The organism is Mucilaginibacter gynuensis (assembly GCF_039541195.1).
GTDB classification, from domain to species: Bacteria; Bacteroidota; Bacteroidia; order Sphingobacteriales; family Sphingobacteriaceae; genus Mucilaginibacter; species Mucilaginibacter gynuensis.
Genome location: NZ_BAABFT010000013.1, coordinates 60,395 through 72,421, shown reverse-complemented (window position 1 = coordinate 72,421; position 12,027 = coordinate 60,395). Strand labels below are relative to the sequence as shown.

Genomic DNA, 12,027 nt, shown 5'->3' with positions numbered 1-12,027 from the left:
TATAATTGCTATACAAGTATAAAAAACCTACATTGTATTAATTAAACAACAACCATGAATATCAAATTTTTCTCGGCTGCTCTGGGCTTAGCGCTTACCGCCACTGTAATGAGCGCAAGTGCGCAAAAAGAGTATAAAGAAGGTGTTATTACCTATACTATTGAGTCGCCGCAGGGCACTATTGATGCCAAAACATATTTCAAAGGCGATAGCAGCGCATACAGCATGCAACAAGGCCCGGCAGATATTAAATTTATCGGCACCAACGAAGGCACTTTCTTCGCGGTATTAGTTGACGTACCTGTTGCATCAATTAAAAAAGCGGCCATAGCTACCCCTGCCGAACTGGAAGATTTTAAATCAAAATCACCTGATTTTACTTTCACCCCTACTACCGAAACCAAAGTGATCAATGGTTTTAAATGTAAAAAAGTAACTGTAAAAGATACCAAAAGCGGCAGCAACTACGATGCCTGGGTAACTAATGATATTACCATCCCTACCAACATGATGAGCACCCACTTTAAAAAAGCAGGTGGCATACCGGTTCAGTTCACTACTTTACAAATGGGACAAGCCATTAACATCAACCTGAAATCAATTACAGGTGATAAAGTACCGGCAGGCATATTCGCTATACCGGCCGACTTTGAAAAAGTAACCATTTCAGATCTTAAAGCAATGGGTGGCGGCGGTAACTAAGAATTACTGTCATCACTGATTAACAATTTAATAAAGGCTTTTTAACATTGAGGTAATTCGCTATTTTTGCGCCTCAATGTTAAAGAGCCTAATTACTTTTGTCCGTTTCCTGATATTTTGGGTAGTCTTCTCGGTAATCACCCGAGCTACCTTTGAACTGTATTTTATTGACAAGTTCAAGAACGTTACTGTCAGCGAAATCATACAAAGCTTCCTCTACGGTGTCCGTATCGATTTTTCTACCGCCGCTTATATTTCGGCTATTCCCCTGCTGGCTTTTATTATTAACTGGTTTATTCCGAGAGGCTACATTAGGCCCATTTTTTTAAGGGGTTACGTATACTTCTGCATATTCATCATCTCGCTGATCGCTATTCTTAACCTGAATATCTTTAGGGAATGGGGTACCAAGATCATTTTCAGGGTATTTGATACCTTTTATCATTCACCATCAGAAGCAGTTGCTTCTACCGGCTCATCGCCTATCGGCTTTAGCTTGCTTATCGGTGCTTTCCTGCTGGCATCGGGCATCCTATTATCGCATGTAATTATCGATTACAACTTTAAAAAGCCGCAGGTTTCCATTTACGCAAAACCTTTTTTAGCACTTTTGCTTGTTGGCTTAAATGTACTGGTGGTACGCGGCGGCTTGCAGGTAGCCCCCATGAACCAAAGTATGGCTTATTTTTCGGACAAACAGATCCTTAACCAAAGCGCCCTCAATACCGAATGGAACCTGCTGCATAACACGGTTGAAAATTTTAAAACGCCATATAATCCTTATGTTTTTATGCACCCGGGCGAAGCAACGGCATTGGTGAATAGTATGTATAAGGTCGAGCGCGACAGCACTACGCACATACTTACCACTAACCGCCCCAATATTGTCATTTTTCAACTGGAGAGTTATACGGCCGATGTAATAGAATCATTAGGCGGTGAAAAAGGCGACGCGCCAAACTTTGAGAATTTCATCCATGAAGGGGTATTGTTTGATAGCGTATACTCTGCCGGCGACCGTACCGATAAGGGCATTGTTGCCATACTGAGTGGTTTTCCATCGCAGGCTATCCGTACCATAGTTGTTGATAACGGCAAACAGGAACGCCTGCCTGCATTAAGTAACGTGTTTGAAAAACTGGGCTACCCTACCTCCTATTTTTACGGCGGCGAAAGCGAGTTTATGAACTTTAAGGCTTACCTGTTAAGCCATAAGATAGACAACCTGATAGACAAGAAGAACTTTGAGCAAAAGGACATGAACTCCAAATGGGGAGCGCATGACGATGTAGTACTGAAAAAGAACATCAAGTTTTTAAAAGGCCAGCAGCAGCCCTTCTTTTCTTACGTGCAAACGTTGAGCAACCACGAACCTTTTGAGTTGCCTGTTCCGCCGCATTTTCCGGGAGATGATTTGAGTAATAAATTCAGAAGCACGGCTTATTATACCGATGCCAGTTTAAAAGAGTATTTCGACCTGGCTAAAAAATACGACTGGTACAAAAACACGCTGTTTATTTTAGTGGCCGATCATGGTCACCGTTTACCACGCAACAATGCTGACCCGTTCGAGCCTGAAAAATATCATATCCCGCTATTGTTTTTTGGCGATGTGATAAAACCCGAATACCGTGGTAAAAGGATCAATAAACTCGGTAACCAAACCGATATTGCCACTACCCTGCTTGCACAGCTTGATTTGCCGCATAACCAGTTCAAGTGGTCGAAAAACCTGTTGAACCCCTATTCCAAACCATTTGCGTTTTTCGATTGGGATAACGGTTTTGGCTTTATGCAGCCTAACCAGGTAGTATCGTACGATAGCGGCGGTCAGCAAGTGATATTTATTCAGAACAAAGACCAAAATAAGCAACTCACTGATAGCACTTTGCAATATGGCAAAGCTTTTATGCAGCAGATATTTACGGAGTATATGAAGCTGTAAGTGGATTATCAGCCTCACCATCCACTGTCATGTTGAGGTACGAAACATCTGTTATTCGATTGGCTTTTTATCAGCTGAACCGATTCTGGCTATACCTTCCATAACGATTTTACTCACCCCGCCTACGCTTCGCTGGGCGACCCTCTCTTTCGCAAGCGAAAAAGAGGGTAAAAAGAAATCGCGATAAAAATACACTTATTAAATTCCCTCTTTACGAAGTAGAGAGGGTGGTCGAGCGAAGCGAAGATCGGGTGAGTTAGCCTATCGGTATGCAAACTTTTACACTTCCGCAGTCGCTACGGCTACGGCCGAGTGACGACTATCCCGCGGCGTCCCGCCGCTGTACAATAGATACGTATTTAGTATGTAAGCTGAAAGCTTACGCCATGCATTCGTCACGAGTTACGCTATACTAAACTCGCGACAGCGGAGAATGCATTTTCAAGAATCAACCTTTGACAACTTTTAAAAAGTTGTCAAAGGTGAAATATACGAGTATCCGGCAGGTGAAAGCCGCCAACATGCTTACTCATGGGCTTCAAGTCCGCAAGAGCCGGGAAGATTAAAAAACTAAAAACCGGAACCTGAAACCTCGAACCCGGAACCTCCCCCTCCCACAACCTACAACTCAATTCAACTCATTTCCCAAAGCATTTACCCAATCGCCAAACAGTTTGGTTTCTATGGTTACGGCTTTGTCGGCGTGGAGTTGCCAGTCGGTTGAGAAATGCTGAAGTTGGTTGATCATTTCTTCGAGGTGACCTTCTTCTTCCAGTATGATAGATTTTACGTTTACTTTGCTGCCTACTGCATCCAGCGCGTCCTGGTAAATTGGGTATAATTCATCGGCACGCACTTCAATGGCGTAAGTAACTAACAAGTAAGCTGCGAAACGCAATTCTTTTCCTGAAAGGCCAAGTTCTTTTTTAAGATAACGGCAAACCTCTACATCCAACTGGTTCAAATAATATTTACTGTAAGCCGGTGCCAGCAGGTATTCGGCAGCGTAAGTTGGGCATAAATCGTTGCCTGTTTTTTCTATTTGTTTTTTGAGGTAGAAAGCATGGCGGTGTTCTTCGGCGGCATGCTTCAGTATGATATAGGTAACCGTTATCGGATCCTCACTGGCAGATATTTTGCGTGCGCCGGTATTTTCCATCAGCGAAAGCGTATTTAACCAGCGGGCGTGTAATTGGTTATCGGCAATTATGTTTGGTAAAATTGTGTTCAGTTCCATAGGGATCAAATTTCTTCGAGGGCATCCTCAATTTTGCGGTAAATATAGTTTAGCTCATCGTTGCTAATGCAATAAGGAGGTAAAATGTAAATAATATTACCAAGCGGGCGCAGTATAACTCCGGCATCCAAAAAGTAATGGTACAGCTTATCGCGCAGCGAACTAAAGTACGATGTATTATCGCCCGTTTCCCATTCTATAGCCAGTATGGTACCGGTTTGGCGGGTGGCTTTTATTTTAGGGTGATGTTTTATCTTTTCTTCAAACTTAGTATGGGCAGCTACTATCCTGTTGATATTATCCGCGGTAGCGTTATCCAAAAACAGATCTAAACTGGCTAAAGCTGCCGCGCAGGCTACCGGGTTAGCGGTATAAGAATGTCCGTGAAATAAGGTTTTCAACTTATCGTAGCTTAAAAAGGCATCATATATGGCCTGCGTACAGGTGGTTAAACCGAAAGCCATAGTGCCGCCGGTAAGTCCTTTTGAAAAGCACATGATATCCGGCTGGGTGTTTAGGTGATCGCAGGCAAATGATTTGCCTGTGCGCCCGAACCCGGTAAATACTTCATCAGCAATGGTGAGTACTTCTTCCTCACGGCAGTGCGCCATCAGTTCATCCAAATATTTAGCCTCGTACATGATCATCCCTGCTGAACCTTGTACCAATGGCTCGAAGATGAAGCAAGCGAGATCGGATTTGAGAGACGAGATGTGAGATTTGAGATTGCCAATATTATCTTCATTTGGCAGATCGATAAACTCCACCTCAAACAACAAACTATCAAAAGCAGCCGTGAAAGCGCTGCGCCCGCTTACCGACATGGCACCGAAGGTATCGCCATGATAGGCGTTTTTAAAGGCCAGTATCTTTGTGCCCGGTTTATCCTGGTTGCTCCAGTATTGCAGGCACATTTTAATGGCTACTTCAACTGCGGTAGAGCCGTTATCAGAATAAAAGGCTTTTGCCTGATTGTCAGGCAAAATAGCCAGCAGCCGCTCGGCCAGTTCAACAGCCGCGGGGTGCGTAAACCCGGCGAAGATCACATGCTCTAATTGCAATAATTGCTCGGCAACTTTTTGAGCAATGTAAGGGTTCGCATGGCCATGTATGTTTACCCACCACGACGATACCGCGTCGATATATTTTTTGCCATCCTCACCGTACAAACAAGCGCCCTCGCCGCGTACTATGGGTACAGGTGGCTTGGCGGTTTGCATTTGCGTATAAGGATGCCATATTACTTTTAAGTCTCTTTCAGCTAAGTTCATATTGTGTTTTTAACAGTTTAACCACGTGCTGATCTATCGGAAAGGTTACATCAGCAGGTTGCAATTCACTAATTTTTATCCAGCGAAAGGCCTGCAAGGCTTCGCCCTCTCCATCAAAATCAAATGCCGTGGTTTTCATGACCAGGTTAAACGGATCAACATTTTTTACGAGGTAATACACGCTGATCAGTTGCGTATCTATGTGATTGGCAAAGGCCGATTTTATAAAGAAATCCGTAGTGTAAAAATGGCTCAATATTTCCACTTCCATATTACATTCTTCCATAAACTCACGCTTAAGGCCGTCTATCAATCCTTCACCATACTCTAATCCCCCACCAGGGAATTTGCTGAACCTCATGCCGTACTCCTGCTCATCGCTTATCAGCAATTCATTATCGCTGTTGATCAGCAAGCCGTAAACCCGTAAATTTATTTTGCTCATGGTTATTCGAAGTGCTTTTTATTAGGCATCACCTTGTCCAAGGTCCATTCAATCTCAATACGTTTAGGCTCCGATCGTATGGGGCAATTGGGCATACTGCAATAGTGGCAGCAGTCGGGCAGGCAAGGGTCGGTGTGTATAAATAACTCGGTTTTAATGCCGGCTTCGCTGTTGATCATCTTATCTACCAAAGAAACCTCCTCGTGCACCCGTATCAGGTCGAAATAATTTGGCAGGGTCAAATGGCAATCGATATGCAGTTCATTACCATACTTTTGCGCACGCAGGTTATGAATATCTATCCATTCGTCCTTACGTTTATCGCTTAGTACTTTCAATAGGTTATTTACCAGTTGAAAATCGGTTTCATCCATCAACCCGCCAACCGAACGGCGTACCAGTTTATAACCTGTGAATACGATATATAAGCCCACAGCGATAGAAAGCGCGCTATCCAGCCAAAGTATCTTAGTAAAATGAATCAATAACAAACCTACCACCAGGCCTATGCTTGTAACAGTATCGGTAAGCAGGTGGTGACCGTCGGCTTCAACGGTTATAGAGCGGAGTTCTTTACCTTTTCGTATCATATAATACCCCAAGGCGCCATTGATCAACCCGGTAATACCAATAATGGTGGCTCCTAATAAAAGATCGTGAATTGCGGTTGGGTGAAAAATGCTGTAGGTTGATTTTATGATGATCATGATACCGGCAATGCCGATGAGTGCGCCCTCGATGAATACCGAAAAGAACTCTACTTTACCGTGCCCGTAAGGATGGTTTTCATCGCGCGGAAGCGAAGAAAGATAAATGCTGAAAAACGCGAACGAACTGGCTACCACGTTTACAATACTCTCGGCAGCATCGGTAAGTACAAAGTTTGAGGCTGTTAAAAAGTAGGCAATAAACTTCGCAAACATCAGCTCAGCACCCGTTATCAGCGAAATTAAAATGATTCTTTTCTGTTCCCTCAAAGCGTTCCGAATTTAGAGTTCAAATTTAAAAAATAACATCAGTAAGTAGCAGTAAACTTATTTTCTATATTTGCCGCGATAACACAAATAATATGAGTACATTAAGTAACAGGATAAATAACCTGTCGGAATCACAAACCATTAAAATGGCCAAAATGGGCCGTGAGCTTGCTGCTAAAGGTGTTGATGTGATAAGCCTTAGCTTTGGTGAGCCTGATTTTCATACCCCTGAACATATTAAGGATGCCGCTAAGAAGGCGATGGATGAAAACTTTACCTATTATACACCCGTAGCCGGTTACCCGGATCTGCGTAAAGCTATAGTGAAGAAACTTAAGGACGAGAACAACCTTGATTACGACATTAGCCAGATCGTAGTATCAACCGGTGCTAAACAGGCTATCGCTAACGCGGTTTTATGTTTGGTTAACCCGGGCGAAGAGGTAATTATCCCTACCCCTTACTGGGTTTCGTACTCTGAAGTAGTAAAACTTGCCGAAGGTAACAGCGTTTTCATTAACACTACCGTTGAGCAAAACTTTAAAATTACTGCCGAGCAACTGGAAGCTGCCATTACCCCGAAATCAAAACTGTTCATGTTTTCGTCGCCATGTAACCCTACAGGCAGCGTTTACACTAAAGAAGAGCTGGAATCACTGGTAAAGGTTTTTGAAAAACATCCGCAGATCTATATCCTGTCTGACGAAATTTACGAGCACATCAACTTTGTTGACAAGCACGAATCAATCGCCCAGTTTGACAGCATTAAAGACCGCGTGGTAGTGATCAACGGTTTCTCAAAATCTTATGCCATGACCGGTTGGAGAATTGGTTACACGGCATCAAACAAAGAAATTGCCGCTGCCTGCGATAAAATGCAAGGCCAGATCACTTCAGGTACCTGCTCTATTACCCAACGTGCCGGTGTTGCCGCTTACGAAGGTGGTTTAGAGAGCGTACACCAAATGCGCGAGCAATTCAGAAAACGCCGCGACATTGTGTACAACCTGCTAAAAGATATTGACGGCGTAAACGTTAACCTGCCCGATGGCGCGTTCTACTTTTTCCCTGATGTAACTTCTTTCTTCGGTAAAAGCTATAATGGCAAAACCATTAACGATGCTGATGAACTGAGCATTTACCTGCTTGAAGAAGGCCATGTTGCTACCGTAGGCGGCGATTCATTCGGCGATAAAACTTCTATCCGTTTATCATACGCGGCATCAGAAGAAAAACTGATTGAGGCTGTAAGAAGAATAAAAGAAGCTTTAGGCAAACTAAGCTAAGCAAAACCTTATATAAAGCAGAAAAGCCCGCGAATTGCGGGCCTTTCTGCTTTTAAAGTACTGTTGATTACAACGAGAAGCCGTAAGCTAAACGTAAACCAACTGTACCCCAGTTATTATTGTTACCACTGAAGTTTTCGTATTTAACGCCAACATCCCATGATTTATCGGCCCAACCCAAAGTTGGCGCTAATATTAATTTAGTGTTGTTACCTTCGTTAGTAGCAAAACCGGCACCGGCCTCTGCACCAAAATACAGGTTATCTGTAAAGAACGATTTGATACCCAATTTAACCGGGATGATACCGATATCATCATTTTTAAAAGTTACACCTGATTGGGTTACATCTTTACCAAAATAGTTGTAGTAACCTGATGTTAAGGTAAGGGCTAAGTTATCAGCCAAACCGTATTGTAAACGGGCAGTACCACCTAATTGGAAACTTGTATAGTCTTTTATTTTACCGGTTGGAAGACCGCCTTCTAAACCGAAACCTAAACGCCATGCGCTTTTATCATTAGTTTGTGCTTGTACATTAGTAGTTCCGATAAAGATAGCAACTGCTGTAAGGGCTGTAGCTACAATTTTAGTCATTGTTTTCATTGTTGTGTGTTTTTGTAAATAATCATTTAGATTTTCACGTCAACCTTTACAAATACTTTGCCAACAAGGGCTGCTTAGTGTGTTGTGATATTTGTATGACGGAAGCTACAACATGAAATATGAAGAAATATTTCATAATTGAAATATCTTTCAAATTGTTATTCAGTCGTTTAATATTAGCGCATATCAGCTTAAATTTCATAATATGATATAGTATGTATCATATATTATTAAAAACAATATGTCCTGTCAGACTGACAAAGTGTATTAAAACCATGTCAACACTGTATTATCAAAGTGTATATTATAAACTGCACTAAAGCAGAAAAGCCCGGTAAACCGGGCATTTCTGCTTATAATATCGCGTAGATTACGCTTGCGGATCGTGATCCGGATCGGGCTTGTGATTAGCCTTTAATTCGGCCAGCTTCTCTTCGCCATAGGCAAACTTGGTAATAATGTAGAACAATACCGGTACTATAAATATAGCCAGTGATGTTGCCGCAACCATCCCCCCGAATACCGTGAAGCCAATAGTTTTACGGGCTTCAGCACCTGCACCTGATGAGAACAATAAAGGTAAGATACCTAATATGAATGCCATCGACGTCATGATGATCGGTCTTAAACGTAGTCTTACTGCTTCAAGCGTCGCTTCTTCGAGGTCTACCCCCAAATCAACACGCTCCTTGGCAAACTCTACAATCAGGATGGCGTTCTTGGCCGCCAAACCTATGAGCGTTATCAAACCTATTTGCGCGTAAACGTTATTGGTTAAGCTTGGGAAGAAGTACAGGCACAAGATTGCACCAAACGCGCCCAGCGGCACTGCCAGCAGTACCGAGAACGGTACCGACCAACTTTCGTACAAGGCGGCCAGGAACAGGAACACGAAACCGATTGACAACGCGAAGATGTAAATGGTTTTTGAACCCGATAACAACTCCTCACGGCTTAAGCCCGAGAACTCGTAACCATACCCTTGCGGCAAGGTTTGAGCGGCTACCTCTTTTAACGCGTTGATAGCATCACCACTACTGTAACCCGGCTTGGTACCACCGTTGATCTCGGCAGAACGGAACAGGTTGTAGTGAGAAATAAGCGGCGCGTTTTCGATTACCTTATAACTGGTAAGCGTGCTTAAAGGCACCATGCTACCCGATGAGTTACGCACAAAATACTGCCCGATGTTTTGGATATTGGTACGATAGTTAGTATCGGCCTGGGCCACTACCCTAAAGTTACGCCCATATACGGTGAAGTCGTTAATGTACGAGCTACCCATGTAGGTTTGCAGTGCAGTGTTGATATCATTGATCTGCACGCCTAATTTTTTAGCTTTTTCACGGTCAATAGTCAACTGGTAAGCCGGTGTACGAGCCGTGAAGAACGAGAACGCGCGTGCAATTTCCGGTCGCTGATTTACAGCTGCCAGGAAGGTTTGCAGAGTTTTTTCAAAGGTTTTAATATCGCCGCCTGCTTCTCTTTCCTGTAAAATGAACGAGAAACCACCGGTGTTACCCAAACCCGGGATTGCCGGAGGCGAGATAACTACCACACTGGCCTCTTTAAAGCGTGCCAGCTTTTTTTGCAGGGTAGCGATAACGCCTTGCAGTTTATCTTCTTCCTTAGTACGTTCTTCCCATTTTTTTAGCTGAACGAATATGGTGGCACTGTTTGATTTGGTTGCAAAGTTAACCGCGTTCAAACCGCCTAATGCCGCGTAGTGATTAATAGCAGGTACACTATCCAGCACTTTCATCATTTCGTGCAATACGGCAACGGTTCTTTCAGTTGATGAACCTTCCGGCAAATCGTAAGTAACAAATACACGGCCTTCATCTTCCAGCGGAATAAACCCTGATGGTTTAGCCCTGAAGAGTAATACCGTACCTATAATAATACATACCAGTATAATAATTACAAACTTGGAGTGTTTGATACCTTTATCAACCGTGTTACGGTATTTATGGGTTACCCTATCAAACCAGCTGTTAAACTTAAAGAAGAATTTATCAAGGCCTTTTGAGCTTTCGTCGATCTTATGCGGACGTAATATCAACACGCACAATGCCGGCGTTAATGAAAGCGCCACAAATGCCGATATCAATACCGATATAGCGATGGTAATTGCGAACTGCTGGTATAAACGACCAACAATACCCGGTATAAAACCAACCGGTACGAATACCGCGCCCAAGATAAGGGCAATGGCAATTACCGGGGCCGAGATGTCGCGCATGGCATGCAGGGTTGCATCCTTTGGCGACATGCCCTTTTCATCCATGTAATGCTGCACGGCCTCTACCACCACAATGGCATCATCCACCACAATACCAATGGCCAGTACGAAACCGAACATGGTAAGCGTATTAATAGTAAAGCCGAGCGGGATAAAGAAGATGAACGTACCAATAATAGATACCGGGATAGCCAGTACCGGGATAAGCGTTGTACGCCAGTTTTGCAGGAAGAGGAATACCACTATAATTACCAGCGCGAGCGCGATAACCAGGGTTTCTACCACCTCATCCAAAGATACCTTTACCACAGTTACCGATTCGAACGGTACTACGTAAGAAATATCATTAGGAAAGGTCTTTTTCAAATCTTCCATTGTAGCGGTAACAGCGTCGGCAGTTTCAATAGCGTTACTTCCTGGGGCCTGGTATATTAACAGGTACGAAGCACGTTTACCATCAACAAATGAGTTACCGGCATAGTTAAACTTACCTAACTGCACGCGGGCAACATCTTTTAAATGCACTATAGCGCCATTGTTAGGCTGTGTTCTTACTACTATGTTTTCAAACTCCGATGCCTGGGTTAAACGGCCTTTTACCAATACGGTATACTCAAACGTTTGACCGGTCATTTGCGGGGTTGAACCTACTGTACCCGCGGCTACCTGCGCGTTTTGCTCCTGCAAGGCAGCGGTAACGTCGGCGGCGGTCATGCCTAAGGCAGCCAGTTTATCCGGCTTAAGCCAGATACGCATACTAAAGTCATCGGCACGTGTAAATACGTCACCCACACCTTTGGTACGCAAAAGCGCATCTTTAATAAATACGTTGGTATAGTTATCTACAAAGGTTACATCGTGCGATCCTTTTGGTGAAAACATGGCCACAAGCATCAAAATGCTCGGGTTACGTTTACGTACGATCATACCTAAACGCTGTACTTCCTGCGGCAAGGTTGGCAGGGCTATACCTACACGGTTTTGCACATCGAGCGCGGCAATATTAATATCGGTACCAATTTCAAAGTTAACCGTCATGCTCATGGCACCGTTACCGGTACTGTTACTTTGCAAATAGGTCATGCCGGGGGTACCGTTCACCTGTACCTCTACCGGTGTAGCAACAGTTTGCTCCACCGTGAGTGCATCGGCACCCGTGTATGTACCGGTAACCTGTACTGTAGGGGGTGTAATTTCAGGATACTGGCCTATCGGAAGACTCATAATGGCGAGTGTACCTACTATTACGATCACTAATGATATAACAATAGCGGTAACCGGTCTTCGTATAAAGGTTTCTGCAATCATTCTTTTTTAT

General features: G+C 43.6%; 9 protein-coding genes. 3 read left to right on the top strand and 6 right to left on the bottom strand.

Translation table 11 applies throughout. The annotated features are described in order from the left end of the window. Positions 1 to 54 precede the first annotated feature (54 nt). Positions 55 to 702 carry a DUF4412 domain-containing protein gene (locus ABD894_RS20605; RefSeq protein ID WP_345212964.1) on the top strand — a complete coding sequence of 216 codons (648 nt, stop codon included), beginning with the start codon at positions 55 to 57 and terminating at the stop codon, positions 700 to 702. A 76-nt stretch (positions 703 to 778) separates the two neighbouring features. Next, positions 779 to 2,647, top strand: a complete 1,869-nt coding sequence (locus ABD894_RS20600; RefSeq protein ID WP_345212963.1) for an LTA synthase family protein — start codon at positions 779 to 781, stop codon at positions 2,645 to 2,647. A 628-nt stretch (positions 2,648 to 3,275) separates the two neighbouring features. On the opposite strand, the gene ABD894_RS20595 is transcribed toward ABD894_RS20600, so the two are convergent. The 4 genes from ABD894_RS20595 to ABD894_RS20580 are packed head-to-tail and all read right to left on the bottom strand — an operon-like array spanning position 3,276 to position 6,577. Then, complete coding sequence (locus ABD894_RS20595) at positions 3,276 to 3,884, bottom strand: hypothetical protein (RefSeq protein WP_345212962.1); 609 nt, start codon at positions 3,882 to 3,884, stop codon at positions 3,276 to 3,278. Between the two features lie 5 nt (positions 3,885 to 3,889). Beyond that, positions 3,890 to 5,155 carry an adenosylmethionine--8-amino-7-oxononanoate transaminase gene (gene bioA / locus ABD894_RS20590; RefSeq protein ID WP_345212961.1) on the bottom strand — a complete coding sequence of 422 codons (1,266 nt, stop codon included), beginning with the start codon at positions 5,153 to 5,155 and terminating at the stop codon, positions 3,890 to 3,892. Next, positions 5,142 to 5,600: an NUDIX domain-containing protein gene (locus ABD894_RS20585; RefSeq protein WP_345212960.1), complete on the bottom strand. Its 459-nt coding sequence runs from the start codon at positions 5,598 to 5,600 to the stop codon at positions 5,142 to 5,144. Before ABD894_RS20585 ends, bioA begins: the two co-directional genes overlap by 14 nt. 2 nt (positions 5,601 to 5,602) lie before the next feature. Further along, positions 5,603 to 6,577 (bottom strand): cation diffusion facilitator family transporter, encoded by a 975-nt coding sequence (locus ABD894_RS20580; protein WP_345212959.1) that lies wholly within the window; start codon positions 6,575 to 6,577, stop codon positions 5,603 to 5,605. Between the two features lie 92 nt (positions 6,578 to 6,669). Between ABD894_RS20580 and ABD894_RS20575 the strand changes: the two genes are divergently transcribed. Continuing rightward, positions 6,670 to 7,863 carry a pyridoxal phosphate-dependent aminotransferase gene (locus ABD894_RS20575; RefSeq protein WP_345212958.1) on the top strand — a complete coding sequence of 398 codons (1,194 nt, stop codon included), beginning with the start codon at positions 6,670 to 6,672 and terminating at the stop codon, positions 7,861 to 7,863. Between the two features lie 67 nt (positions 7,864 to 7,930). Here the strand turns inward: ABD894_RS20575 and ABD894_RS20570 are convergent, their stop codons facing one another. Together ABD894_RS20570 and ABD894_RS20565 are read right to left on the bottom strand one after the other, a co-directional pair. Further along, on the bottom strand, positions 7,931 to 8,467 hold the full coding sequence (locus tag ABD894_RS20570) for a hypothetical protein (RefSeq protein ID WP_345212957.1): 537 nt from the start codon (positions 8,465 to 8,467) through the stop codon (positions 7,931 to 7,933). A gap of 370 nt (positions 8,468 to 8,837) precedes the next feature. After that, positions 8,838 to 12,017 (bottom strand): efflux RND transporter permease subunit, encoded by a 3,180-nt coding sequence (locus ABD894_RS20565; RefSeq protein ID WP_345212956.1) that lies wholly within the window; start codon positions 12,015 to 12,017, stop codon positions 8,838 to 8,840. Positions 12,018 to 12,027: the final 10 nt, after the last annotated feature.

Excerpts from the sequence above, each read along its gene's own strand:
- ABD894_RS20595 (WP_345212962.1), bottom strand. The coding sequence starts at position 3,884 with ATGGAACTGAACACAATTTTACCAAACATAATTGCCGATAACCAATTA.
- ABD894_RS20600 (WP_345212963.1), top strand. The coding sequence starts at position 779 with ATGTTAAAGAGCCTAATTACTTTTGTCCGTTTCCTGATATTTTGGGTA.
- ABD894_RS20570 (WP_345212957.1), bottom strand. The coding sequence starts at position 8,467 with ATGAAAACAATGACTAAAATTGTAGCTACAGCCCTTACAGCAGTTGCT.
- ABD894_RS20575 (WP_345212958.1), top strand. The coding sequence starts at position 6,670 with ATGAGTACATTAAGTAACAGGATAAATAACCTGTCGGAATCACAAACC.
- ABD894_RS20585 (WP_345212960.1), bottom strand. The coding sequence starts at position 5,600 with ATGAGCAAAATAAATTTACGGGTTTACGGCTTGCTGATCAACAGCGAT.
- ABD894_RS20605 (WP_345212964.1), top strand. The coding sequence starts at position 55 with ATGAATATCAAATTTTTCTCGGCTGCTCTGGGCTTAGCGCTTACCGCC.
- bioA (WP_345212961.1), bottom strand. The coding sequence starts at position 5,155 with ATGAACTTAGCTGAAAGAGACTTAAAAGTAATATGGCATCCTTATACG.
- ABD894_RS20565 (WP_345212956.1), bottom strand. The coding sequence starts at position 12,017 with ATGATTGCAGAAACCTTTATACGAAGACCGGTTACCGCTATTGTTATA.